Annotated in this window: 13 protein-coding genes and 4 tRNA genes; 13 read left to right on the top strand and 4 right to left on the bottom strand. The window is 22.5% G+C overall.

What is annotated here, in order from left to right; all coding sequences use genetic code 11:
* Window positions 1-8: 8 nt before the first annotated feature.
* Together AB4W45_RS00195 and AB4W45_RS00190 are read right to left on the bottom strand one after the other, a co-directional pair.
* Complete coding sequence (locus AB4W45_RS00195) at window positions 9-1,211, bottom strand: argininosuccinate synthase (RefSeq protein ID WP_367671528.1); 1,203 nt, start codon at window positions 1,209-1,211, stop codon at window positions 9-11.
* A gap of 171 nt (window positions 1,212-1,382) precedes the next feature.
* Window positions 1,383-2,261, bottom strand: coding sequence for a methylenetetrahydrofolate reductase (locus tag AB4W45_RS00190; RefSeq protein WP_367671284.1), 879 nt, complete (start codon window positions 2,259-2,261; stop codon window positions 1,383-1,385).
* A gap of 351 nt (window positions 2,262-2,612) precedes the next feature.
* On the opposite strand from AB4W45_RS00190, the gene AB4W45_RS00185 reads away from it, so the two are divergent.
* The 13 genes from AB4W45_RS00185 to AB4W45_RS00125 all read left to right on the top strand — a co-directional run bounded on the left by AB4W45_RS00185 (window position 2,613) and on the right by AB4W45_RS00125 (window position 15,150).
* A tRNA-Thr gene (locus tag AB4W45_RS00185) sits at window positions 2,613-2,685 on the top strand.
* Between the two features lie 33 nt (window positions 2,686-2,718).
* Window positions 2,719-2,800 (top strand) — tRNA-Tyr (locus tag AB4W45_RS00180).
* 16 nt (window positions 2,801-2,816) lie between these two features.
* Window positions 2,817-2,888: transfer RNA gene (locus AB4W45_RS00175), tRNA-Gly, on the top strand.
* Window positions 2,889-2,946: 58 nt separating this feature from the next.
* Window positions 2,947-3,020 (top strand) — tRNA-Thr (locus AB4W45_RS00170).
* A 70-nt stretch (window positions 3,021-3,090) separates the two neighbouring features.
* Complete coding sequence (secE, locus tag AB4W45_RS00165) at window positions 3,091-3,474, top strand: preprotein translocase subunit SecE (RefSeq protein ID WP_367671283.1); 384 nt, start codon at window positions 3,091-3,093, stop codon at window positions 3,472-3,474.
* Between the two features lie 45 nt (window positions 3,475-3,519).
* Window positions 3,520-4,038, top strand: coding sequence for a transcription termination/antitermination protein NusG (gene nusG / locus AB4W45_RS00160; RefSeq protein ID WP_367671526.1), 519 nt, complete (start codon window positions 3,520-3,522; stop codon window positions 4,036-4,038).
* A gap of 26 nt (window positions 4,039-4,064) precedes the next feature.
* On the top strand, window positions 4,065-4,496 hold the full coding sequence (rplK, locus tag AB4W45_RS00155) for a 50S ribosomal protein L11 (RefSeq protein WP_367671282.1): 432 nt from the start codon (window positions 4,065-4,067) through the stop codon (window positions 4,494-4,496).
* A 3-nt stretch (window positions 4,497-4,499) separates the two neighbouring features.
* Window positions 4,500-5,174, top strand: a complete 675-nt coding sequence (gene rplA / locus AB4W45_RS00150; protein WP_367671281.1) for a 50S ribosomal protein L1 — start codon at window positions 4,500-4,502, stop codon at window positions 5,172-5,174.
* A gap of 258 nt (window positions 5,175-5,432) precedes the next feature.
* The gene (rplJ, locus tag AB4W45_RS00145) at window positions 5,433-5,924 is read left to right on the top strand and encodes a 50S ribosomal protein L10 (RefSeq protein ID WP_367671280.1); all 492 of its coding nucleotides are present in this window, start codon (window positions 5,433-5,435) and stop codon (window positions 5,922-5,924) included.
* A 36-nt stretch (window positions 5,925-5,960) separates the two neighbouring features.
* A complete protein-coding gene (rplL, locus tag AB4W45_RS00140; protein WP_367671279.1) occupies window positions 5,961-6,329 on the top strand; it encodes a 50S ribosomal protein L7/L12 in 369 nt (122 codons plus the stop codon).
* A 156-nt stretch (window positions 6,330-6,485) separates the two neighbouring features.
* Complete coding sequence (gene rpoB / locus AB4W45_RS00135; protein ID WP_367671278.1) at window positions 6,486-10,508, top strand: DNA-directed RNA polymerase subunit beta; 4,023 nt, start codon at window positions 6,486-6,488, stop codon at window positions 10,506-10,508.
* 65 nt (window positions 10,509-10,573) lie between these two features.
* The gene (gene rpoC, locus AB4W45_RS00130) at window positions 10,574-14,806 is read left to right on the top strand and encodes a DNA-directed RNA polymerase subunit beta' (RefSeq protein WP_367671277.1); all 4,233 of its coding nucleotides are present in this window, start codon (window positions 10,574-10,576) and stop codon (window positions 14,804-14,806) included.
* 71 nt (window positions 14,807-14,877) lie between these two features.
* Window positions 14,878-15,150 (top strand): HU family DNA-binding protein, encoded by a 273-nt coding sequence (locus AB4W45_RS00125; protein ID WP_367671276.1) that lies wholly within the window; start codon window positions 14,878-14,880, stop codon window positions 15,148-15,150.
* Window positions 15,151-15,854: 704 nt separating this feature from the next.
* Here the strand turns inward: AB4W45_RS00125 and rpoH are convergent.
* Window positions 15,855-16,721, bottom strand: coding sequence for an RNA polymerase sigma factor RpoH (gene rpoH / locus AB4W45_RS00120; RefSeq protein WP_367671274.1), 867 nt, complete (start codon window positions 16,719-16,721; stop codon window positions 15,855-15,857).
* 113 nt (window positions 16,722-16,834) lie between these two features.
* The gene (gene ftsY, locus AB4W45_RS00115) at window positions 16,835-17,953 is read right to left on the bottom strand and encodes a signal recognition particle-docking protein FtsY (protein WP_367671273.1); all 1,119 of its coding nucleotides are present in this window, start codon (window positions 17,951-17,953) and stop codon (window positions 16,835-16,837) included.
* Window positions 17,954-18,006: the final 53 nt, after the last annotated feature.

Raw genomic sequence — 18,006 nt, 5'->3', positions numbered from 1 at the left:
AAAAATAATTATTTTTTTTTAATTGCTCTAATTTTAGAAGACAATGAAAAAAGATTAATAAAACCAGTAGCATCAGATTGTTTATAAACAGAATCTTTTCCAAAAGTAGAATAAGATTTTGAATAAAGAGAATTTATAGATCTTTTTTTAACTGCAATTACATTACCTTTATGTAATTTTAATACTACTTCTCCTGTTATTATTTTAGATAAATTATCAGCAGAAGATTGAATAGCATAACGAAGAGGAGAAAACCATCGTCCTTCATAAACAATATGCGACATTTCTAAAGCTATTTTAGATCTCCATTTCATAGATTCTCTATCTAACACTAATTGTTCAATAGAACGAATAGCTTCATTCATAATTGTTCCACCAGGAGTTTCATAACATCCTCTAGATTTTAATCCAATAATTCTATTTTCTAATAAATCTACTCGTCCTATTCCATGAATAGATCCAATTTTATTTAATTTTTTTAAACATTGAAAAGGAGTTCTATTTTTATTATTAATAGATACAATACAACCATTTTTAATTTTTATATGTACATATTCCGGTTTATTAGGAGCATTTTCTATGCTATTTGTCCATGACCAACATTCTTCTGTAGGCTCATTCCATAAATCTTCTAATAATCCTCCTTCTGTTGAAATATGCCATATATTTTCATCTCTACTATATATCTTTTTTAAAGTAGCATTTGTAGAAATATTTTTTTTATGTAAATAATTTAAAAGATCTTCTCGAGATTTAAATTTCCATTCTCTCCAAGGTGCAATTACTTTTAATTTAGGAGATAACGAAGAATAATTAATTTCAAATCGTATTTGATCATTTCCTTTACCTGTTGCTCCATGAGATACAGCAAATGCATTAATTTTATTTGCAAAATCAATTTGAGCTTTTGCTATTATAGGTCTAGCAATAGCTGTTCCTAAAAAATATTTTCCTTCATACAAAGCACCAGTTCTTAATAAAGGATAAATATAATCTTTTACAAATACTTCTTTAAGATCAAGAACTTTACATCCAATTGATCCTGATTTTATAGCTTTTTGTTTTATTCCTTTTAAATCATTTTTAGATTGACCAATATCAATTACTAAAGAAAAAATATCTAAATTGTAATTTTCTTTAATCCAAGGTATTATCGCTGAAGTATCTAATCCTCCAGAATATGCTAAAACAACTGTATTTTTTTTCAAAATTTTTACAAACCTCAAAATTAAAAGAAAAATTATTTTTTATTAAAAATAATATATTTTAAAAAATTTTTTTATTTTATTTACAAATAAATATAAAAAATTTTTTAATTATATTTAATATAAAATTATTATATCAGACTTTTTAAAAATAATTTATCTTCAATAAAAATATCTTTAATCTAAATTAATAGAATTACAAATAGAATAAGAAAAATCTAATTTATTTAAAGTATAAATATGAAAATCACGAATACCTTCTTTATATAATTCTTTTATCATATTTACAGCAATTTTAAATCCTATTAAATCATTTTTTTGATATAAATTGTTTGATCTTAAATATAAATTTTTTAACCATTTTGGAACATATATATTTGAAATTAAACAAAATTTATATACTTGATTAAAATCTTGTATAGGAAGTATTCCAGGAATAATTTTTTTTTTAATTCCTATTCCTGAACATCTATCTCTAAAACGTAAAAAATTTTCAATATCAAAAAAAAATTGAGTAATTGCTTGATCTGCTCCAGAATCAAGTTTATTTTTTAAATTTATCAAATCATATTGAGAACTTTTTGCTTCTGGATGAACTTCTGGATAAGCTAAAACAGATATATAAAAATTTGAAATTTCTTTTAATAATACAATTAAATTTATTGCATTAAAATGAAATTTTGTATTTTTATAAATAGAATCTCCACATAATGCTATTATATGTTTTATTTTTTTTTTTTTATATTTTATTGAAATTTTTTTTAATTCTTTATTCTTAAAATTTATACATGTCATATAAGGAGCTAATTCTATATTTGTATAATTTTTAATAATATTAATAAAATTATACATATTTTTTGTATTTCTATCATTAGAACTATGAACGATAGAAATAAAATTTGTATTTAACATACTTAACTTATTTATAAAAAATAAAAAATTTTTTTCAAAATTAATTTTAGAAGAAAAAAAAACTTCAAAAGAAAAATTTATTTTATTAAAATTATTTTTTTTTTTTTTTATAATACAATCTATTTCTTTTTTACATACTTTCATAAAAGTTTTCTCATAATTAAAAATTATTAAAAAAAAATAAATAATTTATTATCAAACTTAAAATAAAAAAATATTTAAAAAATTAATTACTAATTATTTTTTATATATAAAATTTAAATTTTATATAAAAATATAATTAATTTATAAATTATTTATTAAAAATATAATTTATTATATTATATAAATAATTTATAATTAAAAATTAATAATTCATTCACTTAACAAAATTTTTTATTTTTTTAAATAATTTTTTAAGCATTTGATTTTTTTAAAAAAAAAAAGTAAAATATATAAATAAAATTAAAATTTTATTGTAAATTCTAATTAATAAATTTATAATGTTTTAAATTTGCCGGTTTAGCTCAGAAGGTAGAGCAACTGACTTGTAATCAGTAGGTCACCAGTTCGATTCCGGTAACCGGCATAAAAAAAATTTTAAGAAATATTAAAAAAAAATGGTGAGATTCCCGAGCGGCCAAAGGGAGCAGACTGTAAATCTGACGTCATAGACTTCGAAGGTTCGAATCCTTCTCTCACCAAAATAATAAATAAAAAGCGAGCATGGTATAAAGGACATTACCTCAACCTTCCAAGTTGAAGATGTGGGTTCAATTCCCACTGTTCGCTCAATACTTAAAATTTTTATAAAAAATAATACAATATTTTTTAAAAAAATTTTAAAAAAGCTGATATGGCTTAGTCGGTTAAAGCGCACCCTTGGTAAGGGTGAGATCCTCAGTTCAAATCTGAGTATCAGCATTAATCTGATATTTAATATTAAAAATTTTTTGTTATAATAATTTTATATAAAACTTTTTTAGGATTTCTTATGAAATCTAAAATTTTAAACACAATATTTACAATTTTAAAAAAAAAAAAATGTGTTTTAGGAAATATTTTAATTATTTTTATTATGTTTTTTATTAAAAAATATAATTTTCCATCAACAACTTTAAAATATTTTACAATATTTATTTTTCTTTTATCACTTATAATAATAATTTTAATTATAAATAAATACTATACTTTTCTTCAATCCATATATAAAGATATACAAATAGAAATAAAAAACATCACATGGCCAAAAAAAAAAGACACATTAAACACAACATTTATTATTATTTTAATAAGTATTTTAATATCAATGGTCTTGTGGGGTTTAGATAATATAATATTTTATTTAATATCTTTTATTACATCTATAAAATACTAAGGTTATTATGAAAATAAAAAACCACAAAAAAAAAAATGGTATGCTATACAAATTTATTCAGGATTTGAAGATAAAGTTGTCAAATCTATAAAAGAACAAATCAAACAAAAAAAATTAAAAACAATATTTTCAAGAATATTAGTACCATCTGAAGAAGTCATAGAAATAAAAAAAGGAAAAAGAAAAAAAAGTGATTGCAAATTTTTTCCTGGATACGTTTTAATAAAAATGATTATGAACGAAAAAAGCTGGCATTTAATAAAAAGTATTCCAAAAGTTATAGGATTTATTGGAGGATCTCCAGAAAATCCCTTTCCAATTAACAAAACAGAAATAAAAAAAATAAAAAATAAACTTTTAAAAATTGGTAATAAACCAAGACCTAAAATACTATTTGAACCTGGAGAAAGTGTTAGAATAAATAATGGACCATTTTCAGATTTTAATGGAATAGTAGAAACAATAGATTATGAAAAAAATAGACTAAAAGTATCTGTTTCAATATTTGGGCGATCAACTCCAGTAGAATTAGACTTTAATCATGTAGAAAAAATTCTTAAATAAAAAATTTTAAAAACAAAGAGAAAATAATGTCTAAAAAAATAACAGGATATATAAAACTTCAAGTTCCTGCTGGACAAGCAAATCCTAGCCCACCTGTTGGTCCAGCTTTAGGGCAAAAAGGATTAAATATTATGGATTTTTGTAAACAATTTAATTCTGAAACTAATAAATTAGAAAAAGGAGTACCTACACCAGTTGTAATAACTGTGTTTTCCGATAAAACTTTTTCATTTATTACAAAAACTCCTCCAGCATCAATTTTATTAAAAAAATATGCAGGAATAAAATCAGGATCTAAAAAACCAAACATTGAATTTGTAGGAAAAATTAATATTTCAAAAATTCAAGAAATTGCAAAAATTAAAAAAAAAGATATGACAGGACGTAATATAAAAAAAATGTGCCTATCTATTATAGGAACAGCAAAATCTATGGGTTTAAAAATAGAAAAATCTTAAAAAATGAAAAATAATAATAAAAAAAAAAATCATATATTAAAAAAAATGAATATCATAAAAGCAATATCAATTTTAAAAGACAAATCTAAAAAAAAATTTGTTGAAAGTTTTGATATAGCTATAATGTTAGGAATTGATCCAAAAAAAACAGACCAAAACATTAGAGGAGCAACAGTTTTACCTCATGGGAATGGTAAAAAAATAAAAATAGCAGTATTTGCAGACGGAGAAGAAGCAAAAGAAGCTAAAAAAGCTGGAGCAGAATTCATTGGAATGGATGACTTAGCTAAAAAAATTAAAAAAAATAAAATTAAATTTGATATAACTGTTGCAACACCAAAATCTATGAAAATAGTAAGTTCTTTAGGATCTATTTTAGGACCAAAAGGATTAATGCCAAATCATAAAATTGGAACTATTACATCAAACATTTATAAAACTATTAAAAAAATAAAAAATGGACAAATAAGATATAAAAATGATAAAAATGGAATTATTCATGCATCTATAGGAAAAACAAATTTTTCTGAAATTCAAATAAAAGAAAATTTAATTAGTTTAATAACAGATCTAAAAAAACAAAAGCCTAATAAAATGAAAGGAATATATTTAAAAAAAATATTTTTAACCACTACAATGGGACAAGCAATACAAATTAAACAATCTATTTTAGAGTAAAAATTAAAAAATTATTTTTTTTTAAAATATATAAACTATCCTAGTTTCTTAATTAATTTCTTTATATTTTAGTTAGAAATTAGGTTTTTTATTTTTATTATGAAAAAATATAATTAAATTTCTTTACAAAAAAAATATTAAAATATAAAAAATTAATTCTTAAATTTTATTAATGAAATCTTGATCAATATTTAAAATATATACAATAATATTAAAAATAATTATAAAGGATTTCTTTAAAAAAATCTAGGAGTAAAAATGTCTATTAATATTAAAAAAAAAAAAAAAATAATAAATGAAATAAAAAAAATATCCGAAAATTCATTATCAGCAGTAATAGCAGATCCAAAAAAAATTAATTCAAATAAAATAAATATATTAAGAAAAAACGCAAGAAAAAACAACGTTAAAATTAAAGTCATAAAAAATACATTACTAAAAAAAGCAATTCATAAAACACAATTTGAATGTTTAAAAAAGAAATTAAAAAATTTTACTCTAATTGCTTATTCTATAAAAAATCCTGGAAGTGCAGCAAAATTATTATATTTATTTTCAAAAGAAAACAAAACTTTTAAAATAAAAGGAGCAGCTTTTGAAGGTAAATTTATTAAATCAAAAAAAATAAAAAAATTAGTATCAATACCTACATATAAAGAATCTATACAAAAACTAATGTTTACAATAAAAGAAGCAACAATAGGAAAATTAGTTAGAACTCTTATGTCTATAAAAAATAAAAAAGAATAAAATAGAAATAAAATTTATTTAAAATTGGAAAAAAAAATGTCTATTAATAAAAAAGAAATAATAAATACTGTCTCACAAATGTCAGTAATGGAAATAATGGAATTAATAAAATCCATGGAAAAAAAATTTGGAGTTTCAGCAACACAAATCACAAACCAAAATATACAACAAGAAGAAAAAAAAATAGAAGAAAAAGTAGAATTTGATGTTCATATACAATCTATAGGAAAAAACAAAGTTTCTGTAATAAGAGCTGTAAGAAGTTTAACAACTCTAGGGCTAAAAGAAGCTAAAGATTTAGTAGAATCTGCACCTACTATTATAAAAGAAAAAGTTAATAAAGAAGAAGCCGAATCTTTAAAAAAAACACTAGAAACAGCTGGCGCAATAGTAGAATTAAAATAATATTGATTTTTTATTTCTTAAAAAATTTTAAAAAATCAAGCTGGTGAAAAAATCACCAGCTATTTTACAAAATTTTTTTAAAAAAACATAAATTTTTTTTAAACAAATTTTTTTAAAAAAAAATATTTATAAAACTTTCATTAAAAGAGAAACAAAATGGTTTACTCTTATACAGAAAAAAAAAGAATAAGAAAAGATTTTGGAAAAAGACAAGAAATTTTAAAAATTCCTTATTTATTATCCATACAAATTAATTCCTTTAAAAAATTTATTAATCAAAAAAAAAATAAATCAAACGGAATAGAATCAGCTTTAAAATCAGTTTTTCCAATAAAAAGTTATAATGAAAATGCTGAAATTCAATACGTAAAATATAGACTCGGAAAAAAAAGTTTTAATGTTATGGAATGTCATATTAGAGGATTAACATATTCAGTTCCTTTAAGAGTAACTCTAAGATTAATAATATATGAAAAAGATTCTATACAAAAAAAAATAAAAAATATTAAAGAACAAGAAGTTTATATGGGCGAAATACCTTTAATGACTAAAAATGGAACTTTTATTATTAATGGAACAGAACGCGTTGTTGTTTCACAATTACATAGAAGCCCAGGGGTATTTTTTGATAGCGATAAAGGAAAAACGCATTCTTCAGGAAAAGTTTTATATAATGCTAGAATTATTCCTTACAGAGGTTCTTGGTTAGATTTTGAATTTGATCCAAAAGATCATTTATTTGTAAGAATTGATAGACGAAGAAAATTTCCAGTTACAATTCTTTTACAAGCTCTTGGATATAATTCTGAAAAAATTTTAAAAATTTTTTTTAAAAAAAATATATTTTTAATTAATAAAAAAAATGTTTATATGAAACTTATTCCAGAAAGATTAAGAGGAGAAACAATTTCATTTGAAATTAAAAAAAATAATATTATATATGTTAAAAAAAATGAAAGAGTCACAGCAAGACATATAAAAAAATTAGAAAAAAATAAAATTTTTTCTATAAAAATTCCTATACAGTATATTATTGGAAAAACATCTTTAAAAAACTATTTTGATAAAAAAAATGAACTAATTATATCTGCAAACTCAATTTTTACTTCTGAAATTCTAGAAAAAATTAAAAAAAATGAAATTTCTAAAATTAAAACAATATTTACTAATGATTTAGATCATGGTCCATATATCTCTGAAACATTAAAAACAGATCACACAACAGATAAAACAAGTGCTTTAATAGAAATTTATCGTATGATGAGACCAGGAGAACCTCCAACAAAAGAAGCTTCAGAAAATTTATTTCAATCTTTATTTTTTTCAGAAGAAAGATACGATTTATCTTCTGTTGGAAGAATGAAATTTAACCGATCATTATTAAGAAATAAAATTACTGGAAAAAATATACTGGATAAAAAAGATATACTTGATGTAATAAAAAAATTAATTAATATAAGAAATGGAAAAGGAGAGGTCGATGATATAGATCATTTAGGAAATAGACGAGTTCGATCAATTGGAGAAATGGCAGAAAATCAGTTTAGAATTGGTTTAATTAGAGTTGAAAGAGCAGTTAAAGAAAGATTATCTATTGGAGATATAGATGCTGCAATGCCTCAAGATATGATTAACGCAAAACCAATTTCTGCAGCAATAAAAGAATTTTTTGGGTCTAGTCAACTATCACAATTTATGGATCAAAATAATCCACTTTCTGAAATTACTCACAAAAGAAGAATTTCTGCATTAGGTGTAGGAGGACTAACCCGAGAAAGAGCAGGATTCGAAGTTCGAGATGTTCATCCAACTCATTATGGAAGAGTGTGTCCAATTGAAACACCTGAAGGACCAAATATTGGATTAATTAATTCTTTATCAATATATGCTAGAACTAACAAATATGGATTTTTAGAAACTCCTTATAGAGTTGTATCAAAAGGATATGTAACTAAAAAAATAGAATATTTATCTGCTATTGAAGAAGGAAATTTTATAATTGCTCAAGCAAACACAAATCTAAAAAATAATAATAAAATTTCAGATAAATTAATTACTTGCAGATATAAAAACGAATTCGGTTTATTTAAAAAAAATCAAATAAATTATATGGATGTATCAAATCAACAAATTGTATCTGTTGGAGCATCTTTAATTCCTTTTCTAGAGCATGACGATGCAAACCGTGCTTTAATGGGAGCAAACATGCAAAGACAAGCAGTTCCTATTTTAAAATCCGAAAAACCATTAGTTGGAACTGGAATGGAAAGATCTGTAGCTGTCGATTCTGGAGTTACTGTAATTTCTAAAAGAAGTGGAACTGTGCATTATATCGATGCTTCGAGAATTGTAATTAAAGCTCATAAAAAAGAAATAAAATCTAATGAAGCAGGAATTGATATTTACAATTTAATTAAATATAAAAGATCTAACCAAAATACATGTATTAATCAAATTCCATGTGTATCTTTAAAAGATACTGTAAAAAAAGGAGATGTATTAAGCGATGGTCCAGCTACAGATCTAGGAGAATTAGCTTTAGGACAAAATATGAGAGTTGCTTTTATGCCATGGAATGGTTATAACTTTGAAGATTCTATTTTAATTTCAGAAAAAGTAGTTCAAGAAGATAGATTTACAAGTATTCATATTCAAGAACTATCTTGTATTTCTAGAGATACCAAATTAGGACCTGAAGAAATAACTTCTGATATACCAAATATAGGAGAATCAGCTTTATCTAAATTAGATGAATCCGGAATTATTCATATTGGCGCAGAAGTACATGGAGGAGATATTTTAGTTGGAAAAGTTACTCCAAAAGGAGAAACTCAACTAACTCCAGAAGAAAAATTATTAAGAGCTATTTTTGGAGAAAAAGCATCTGATGTAAAAGATTCCTCTTTAAGAGTTCCTAATGGAGTTTTAGGTACTGTTATTGATATACAAATTTTTACTAGAGATGGAATAAAAAAAGACAAAAGAACAATTGAAATTGAAGAAATGCAAATAAATCAAATTAAAAAAGATCTTTCAGACAAAAAAAAAATGTTTGAAATAGGTTTATTTAGACAAACTAAATCTATTTTAATAAAATCTGGTTTATTATATAAAAAATTTAAAAAAAAATCTCCTGAAAAATGGATTTTTTTAAAATTAAAAAATAAAAAATATCAAAATAAATTAGAAAAAATTAAACATCAATATAAAATATTAAAAAAAACATTTAAAAAAAAACTTATAGAGAAAAAAAAAAAAATTACTCAAGGAGACGATTTATCACCAGGAATACTAAAAATAGTAAAAGTATATTTAGCAGTTAAAAGATATTTACAAACAGGAGATAAAATGGCTGGAAGACACGGAAATAAAGGAGTAATTTCTAAAATTAATCCAGTTGAAGATATGCCATATGATAAATATGGAATACCTGTAGATATTGTTTTAAATCCTTTAGGAGTACCATCTAGAATGAATATAGGGCAAATATTAGAAACTCATTTAGGAATGGCTGCAAAAGGAATAGGAAATAAAATAACAAAAATATTAAAACAAAAAAAAAGAATCTTTAATTTACGTTCTTTTATGCAAAAAACTTTTAATATAGGATATAATACACGCCAAAAAATAAATTTAAATAATTTTTCTGATGATGAAATATTATGTTTAGCTAAAAATTATAAAAAAGGCATTCCAGTCTCTACCCCTGTTTTTGATGGAGCTCTGGAAAAAGAAATAAAAGATCTTTTAAAATTAGGAGATTTTCCTAAATCTGGACAAATTCATTTATTTGATGGAAGAACTGGTCAAAAATTTGAAAGACCAGTAACTGTTGGATATATGTATATACTTAAACTTAATCATTTAGTTGACGACAAAATGCATGCACGTTCAACAGGATCTTATAGTTTAGTTACCCAACAACCTTTAGGAGGAAAAGCTCAATTTGGAGGGCAAAGATTTGGAGAAATGGAAGTATGGGCATTAGAAGCATACGGAGCTTCTTATACATTACAAGAAATGTTAACAGTAAAATCAGATGATGTTAGTGGAAGAACAAAAATGTATAAAAATATTGTTGATGGAAATCATAAAATGGAACCTGGAATGCCAGAATCATTTAATGTTTTATTAAAAGAAATACGTTCTTTAGGAATTAATATCGAATTAGAAGATTAAAACATTATTATAAATTAAAAAATCATATTTTATTTCACATAATACTTTAAAATAGGAAAAAATTTTTGAAAGAGCTATTTAAATTTATTAAAAAAAAAAATAAATCTGAAGATTTTAATGCAATAAAAATTTCACTACCTTCTCCTGAAGTTATAAGATCTTGGTCATATGGAGAAGTCAAAAAACCAGAAACAATTAATTATAGAACATTTAAGCCTGAAAGAGATGGATTATTCTGTTCTAGAATATTTGGTCCTGTTAAAGACTATGAATGTTTATGTGGAAAATATAAAAGATTAAAACATCGAGGAGTAGTTTGTGAAAAATGTGGAGTAGAAGTGACTCAAAGTAAAGTTCGAAGAGAAAGAATGGGTCATATTGAATTAGCTTCTCCTATAGCTCATATATGGTTTTTAAAATCATTACCATCAAGAATCGGTTTACTTTTAGATATGCCATTAAGAGATATTGAACGAGTATTATATTTTGAATCATATGTAGTAACTAATAACGGAACCACTAATTTAAAAAAAAATTCTATTTTAACAGAAGAACAAAACATTAAAGCTACAGAAAAATTTGGAGATGAATTTCAAGTAGAAATGGGAGCACAAGCAATACAAAAAATTTTAAAAGGAATAAATTTAAAAAAAGAATATAAAAATCTAAGAAAAGAACTAAAAAAAACTAACTCTGAAACTAAAAAAAAAAAAACTACCAAAAGAATAAAATTAATAGAATCTTTTATACAATCCAAAAATAAACCAGAATGGATGATATTAACAGTTTTACCAATTCTTCCACCAGATTTAAGACCATTAGTTCCATTAGATGGAGGAAGATTTGCTACATCTGATTTAAATGATTTATATAGAAGAGTAATCAACAGAAACAATCGATTAAAAAGATTATTAGAATTATCTGCTCCAGATATTATTGTTAGAAATGAAAAAAGAATGTTGCAAGAATCTGTAGATGCATTACTAGATAATGGAAGAAGAGGTAGAGCAATTATTGGATCTAATAAAAGACCATTAAAATCTTTAGCTGATATGATTAAAGGAAAACAAGGTAGATTTCGTCAAAATTTACTTGGAAAAAGAGTAGATTATTCAGGTCGTTCTGTAATTACAGTTGGTCCATATCTTAAATTAAACCAATGTGGATTACCTAAAAAAATGGCTTTAGAACTATTTAAACCATTTATATATGGAAAACTAGAACAAAAAAATTTAGCTACAACTATAAAATCTGCAAAAAGAATGGTAGAAAAAGAAGAATCAATTGTTTGGGATGTTTTAGATGAAGTTATTAAAAAACACCCAATACTATTAAATAGAGCTCCTACTTTACATAGATTAGGTATACAAGCTTTTGAACCAATATTAATAGAAGGAAAAGCTATTCAATTACATCCATTAGTATGTGCTGCATATAACGCAGATTTTGATGGTGATCAAATGGCTGTTCATATACCATTAACTATAGAATCTCAAGTTGAAGCAAAAAACTTAATGATGTCTACAAATAATATCCTTTCTCCAGCAAATGGAGAACCAATTATAGTTCCTTCTCAAGATGTAGTTCTCGGACTATATTATATGACACGAGAAAAAATAAATGGAAAAGGAGAAAACATGCTTCTATCTGATATAAAAGAAGCAGAAAAAGTATATGAATTAGGTTTTGCTGAACTTCATTCTATTGTAAAAATAAAAATTACAGAATATTCTAAAAAAAACAAAAAAACCTACAAAAAAAATACAAAAATTGTAAAAACAACTATTGGAAGAGCAATACTATGGAAAATTGTCCCAAAAGGACTTCCTTTTTCTATAGTAAATAAAACATTAAAAAAAAATACTATTTCAGATATGATTAATACTTGTTATAGAATTTTAGGTACTAAAAAAACAGTTATTTTTGCTGATCAAATAATGTACACTGGATTCTCTTATGCAGCACGTTCAGGATCTTCTGTTGGAATTGATGATATGAAAATACCTAAACAAAAAACAGAAATCATTAACGAAGCCAAAACTGAAGTTCTAGAAATACAAGAACAATTTCAATCAGGATTAGTTACTTCAGGAGAAAGATATAATAAAGTTATAGATATTTGGTCAACAGCTAACGAAAAAGTATCTGAATCTATGATGAAAAATTTATCTACAGAAAATATTATTAATAAAAAAGGAAAAATTAAAAAACAAATTTCATTTAATAGTATTTTTATTATGGCAGATTCTGGAGCAAGAGGATCAGCAGCTCAAATACGTCAATTAGCTGGAATGAGAGGATTAATGGCAAAGCCAGATGGATCTATTATTGAAACACCTATTACAGCAAATTTTAGAGAAGGATTAAGTGTTTTACAATATTTTATTTCTACACATGGAGCACGAAAAGGTCTTGCTGATACTGCTTTAAAAACAGCAAACTCTGGATATTTAACGCGAAGATTAGTAGATGTTGCTCAAGATCTTGTAGTAACAGAAAAAAATTGTAAAACAAAAAATGGAATAGAAATGATTTCTTTAATTGAAGGAGGAAATGTTAAAGAACCTTTAAGAGACAGAGTATTAGGAAGAATTTCTTTAAAAAATATTTTTAAAAATCACTCTCAAGAAATATTAATAAAAAAAAATACTCTATTAAACGAAAAATACTGTAATTTATTAGAAAAATATTCAATTGACACAGTAGAAGTTCGATCAATAGTTCATTGCGAAACAAATTTTGGAGTATGCGCATATTGTTATGGAAGAGATTTAGCTAGAGGAAAATTAGTAAAAAAAGGAGAAGCTATTGGTGTAATAGCGGCACAATCTATAGGAGAACCAGGAACTCAATTAACAATGAGAACTTTTCACATTGGAGGTGCAGCATCTAGATCAGTTACAGAATCAAATATTCAAGTCCGAAATACTGGAATATTAAAATTAAATAATTCTAAATCTGTTATTAATTCATCTGGAAAAACTGTTATTACAGCACGTAATGTAGAATTAAAAATCATTGATTCATTAGGTAGAACTCAAGAAAGTTATAAAATTCCTTATGGAACTATTTTAGAAAAAACAAATGGCGATAAAGTTTATTCTAGAGAAATTATAGCAGTTTGGGACCCACATACTATTCCTGTAATTACTGAAGTTAATGGATATATAAAATTTGTAGATATGTTAGAAGGACAAAGTATCATTAAACAAACTGATGAAATAACTGGTTTATCTTCTATAATAATTTTAGATATGTCTGAAAGAAGCTCACTTGGAAAAGATCTAAGACCATCTTTAAAAATAATTAATTCAAATAAAGATGATGTTTTAATACCAGGAACACAAATGCCTGCTCAATATTTTTTACCAGGAAAAACTATAATTCAATTAGAAAATGGAGAAAAAATAAGATCAGGAGATACTTTAGCTAAAGTTCCTCAAGAATCTGTAAGTACCAAAGATATTACAGGGGGTCTTCCACGAGTTGCTGATTTATTTGAAGCTAGAAAACCAAAAGAACCAGCTATTTTAGCTGAAAAAAGTGGAATAATTTCTTTTGGAAAAGAAACAAAAGGTAAAAGAAGATTAATTATTACTCCTTTAAATGGAAAAAATATATACGAAGAAATGATTCCAAAATGGAGACAATTAAATGTTTTTGAAGGTGAACGCGTAGAAAAAGGAGATATAATATCTGATGGTCCAGAATCACCGCATGACATATTGAGATTGCGAGGAATTCAATCTGTAACAAGATATATTGTGAATGAAGTACAAGAAGTATATCGATTACAAGGTGTAAAAATCAACGACAAACATATTGAAGCTATTATTAGACAAATGCTAAGAAAAGCAACAATTATAGATAATGGTGAATCAGAATTTTTAAATGGAGAACAAGTAGAATATTCCAGAATTAGAATATCTAATATAAAACTCAAAAAACAAAATAAAAAAATAATATCTTACAATAGAGATTTATTAGGAATTACAAAAGCTTCTTTAGCAACAGAATCTTTTATTTCTGCAGCATCTTTTCAAGAAACAACGAGAGTTTTAACAGAATCTGCAGTTGCTGGAAAAATAGATGATTTACGAGGTTTAAAAGAAAATGTTATCGTAGGAAGATTAATTCCGGCAGGAACTGGATATAAATATCATCAAGATAGATTATTAAATAAAAAAATTAATCAATTTCAAGGAAATAGAACAAAAAAAAATTCTTCAAAAAAAAAGATCAGTTTAGAAGAAGCTTCTGCTAATTTATCTGAACTTTTAAATTCAACTAATTTATAAAAAAATAATATATATAAATAAAATATTTTATTTTTTAAAATAATTATTATAAAAGGATATAAAAAAAAATTATGAACAAATCACAATTAATTGATATTGTTTCAAAAAAATCTTTAATATCAAAAATAAAAACAAAAAATATACTTGATACAATATTATCTGAAATTACAAAATCTCTACAAAAAGAAGAAAATGTTCAATTAGTTGGATTTGGAACATTCAAAATTAATAAAAGATCAGCTAGAACTGGAAGAAATCCAAAAACAGGAAAAGAAATACAAATATTAGCTACAAAAATTCCTTCTTTTATTTCCGGAAAAACATTAAAAGAAGCCGTAAAATAAATAATTTAAAAAAATTAGTAGGGATAAAACCCTACTATATAAAATAATGTATTATAAATATAATTATATACTAAATTATATAAATTTAATATATAAAATATAACTATATTTTATAAACTAAAATATATTTTTTTAAACATATTTTAAAAAATTTTATATAAAAAATTCTTCTAAAATTACACTTTTTTAATAAAAAATATAAATTTAAAAATTTTTTAATATAAATATTTATAAAACTTTTTTATTTTAAAAATTTATATAAATATATTTAACAATTTTAAAAATATGTTTTTATAATTTTTAAAAAATTAAATTTAATTAATTAAATTTAAAAAATAAAATAGATTTTTAATTCTTTATTAATTTATAATATTTATTTAAATAAAATATAAAATATATAATAAAAAAAATAAAAAAAATAAATTTAATTTAAATATTTTTTTAATATTTTTAAATTTTAAATTAAATAAAAATTTCTTAATAACATTCTAATTTAAAAAATTTAATTAAAAAATTATTCTTAAAAAAAATAATTTTTTATATAATATTTTTTTATTATAATATCTTTCTTATATTTTTTAAAATTCTTATCAATTCTATTTTTTTAAAAAACTCATATAATTTAAAAAAATATAATAAAAATATTTTTATAATTAAAAAATAATTTAATTTTTTATAAAAAATAAATAAAAAAAATTTTAAAACTATTTTTTTTCTATAGACAAACGTAATTTATTCATTGCTTTTTTTTCTAATTGACGTACTCTTTCTGCAGAAATTCCATAATTTTTAGCAATTGTCTTTAAAGTATTTTTTTTTCCTCCTTTTAACCAACGTGAATAAATAATATTTCTACTTCGATCATCTAAATCTAAAAGAGCTGTATTTAATTTTTTTTTAATATATTTCTTCCAATTTTCATTTTCAATATTTCGAGTAAAATCTAATAATTGTTCTCTAAAATACGAAATTGAATATATATTTTTAAAAGATTTATCAGAATTATATTCTTCAGAACTATTATTTAAAAAAACATCTTTTGCGCACATACGAGATTCCATTTCTATCACATCTTTATTTTTTACTTTTAAATTTTGAGCTACTTTTATAATTTCTTTTTTATTTAACCAACCTATTTTTTTTTTATTTTTTCTTAAATTAAAAAATAATTTTCTTTGAGATTTAGTAGTAGCTATTTTTACTATTCTCCAATTTTTTAAAACATATTCATGAATTTCAGATTTTATCCAATAAACAGAAAACGATACTAATCTAACTCCTAAATTTGGATTAAATTTTTTAACAGATTTCATTAATCCAATATTTCCTTCTTGGATTAAATCAGCTTGAGGTAATCCATAACCAGAATAATTTTTTGCAATTCGAATAACAAAACGTAAATGAGATAATATTAAAATTTTTGCAGCTTTTAAATCACCTTTATTAAAAAATTTTTGTGCTAATTTTTTTTCATCACTAGCCGATAATAATGGTAAATGATTAGAAGAATCAATATAAGTATTAAAAATACTTAATGATTTTATTGGAGAAAATTTAATTTTATCCATCATTTTTTTCCTATATATACTAATCATTATTTATAAATAATTTTTTCAATTAAAAAATTAAAAAAATATAAAACAAAATTTTTAAAAATTTTTTTTAATAATATAACATATTTTATTTATAAATCTTTTTCAAATATAGTATTTATAAATTCATTAATTTTAAATATATAAATATCATTTATAGATTCTCCTGTTGTAACATATCTTATTGGAATAGAAAATTGATCTGCTATTGAAAATATAATTCCTCCTTTTGCTGTTCCATCAAATTTTGTTAAAATTAAACCTGTAACTCCAAGAGATCTATGAAATAAATCTGTTTGAACTAACGAATTTTGACCATTACAAGAATCAATTGTTAAAAAAATATCCAAAGAACCATTATTATTATTTTTATTAATTACTCTTACAATTTTTTTTAATTCATTCATTAAATTAATTTTTGTATGCAAACGCCCAGCAGTATCAATAATTAAAATATCATAATCTTTTAATAATGCTTTTTGAATAGATTCATAAACAACAGAAGCAGGATCTGATCCTGATTTTTTAAAAAATATTGGAATTTTATTTCTATTACATAAAATATTAATTTGATCTACTGCAGCAGCTCGAAAAGTATCTGCTGCCGATACTAATACTTTTTTATTTTTATGTTGATATAATTTAGACAATTTTACAGCTGTTGTCGTTTTTCCTGATCCGTTAACCCCTACTAATAAAATAATAGATAATTTTTTAAACTTTAATTTTTTTTTTTTATTAGATTTTTTTAAAATATTTTTCATTTCACAAATAATAGATTTATGAACTATTTTAGGATTTTTAATATCTTTTCGATTTAAATTATTAATAGAATTATCTATAATTTTTTTAGAGGTTTGAAAACTAATATCAGAAGATATTAATTTTTCTTCTAATTTTTTTAAAAACATCGTATCAATTTTATTAACTAAAAAAAATTTTTTAAAAATCAAACTAAAATTTTTTTTAGTTTTAATAAATTTATTTTTAAAATAAGAAATGTAATTATTTTTTTTTATATCAGTTTCTTTACGATTATGAAAATTATCTTTTTTTAAAGGTAAATTATGTTTATCATAATGAGATTTTTTTAAACAAATATTTTTTTTTTTATTTTTTACACTTTGAATATCTTTTATGTTATCTTTTTTTTTAAAAAAATTTATTTTATCTATAAATGAAAAAAAAATGTTCTTTTTATTTTTTGACATATAATCTCCTTTTATTATAAATTTTTTATATAATATATAATATTTATAAAAAT

This window comes from Buchnera aphidicola (Periphyllus testudinaceus) (genome assembly GCF_964059035.1).
GTDB classification, from domain to species: domain Bacteria; phylum Pseudomonadota; class Gammaproteobacteria; order Enterobacterales; family Enterobacteriaceae; genus Buchnera_J; species Buchnera_J aphidicola_BN.
This window is presented reverse-complemented; position numbering and strand designations above follow the sequence as displayed.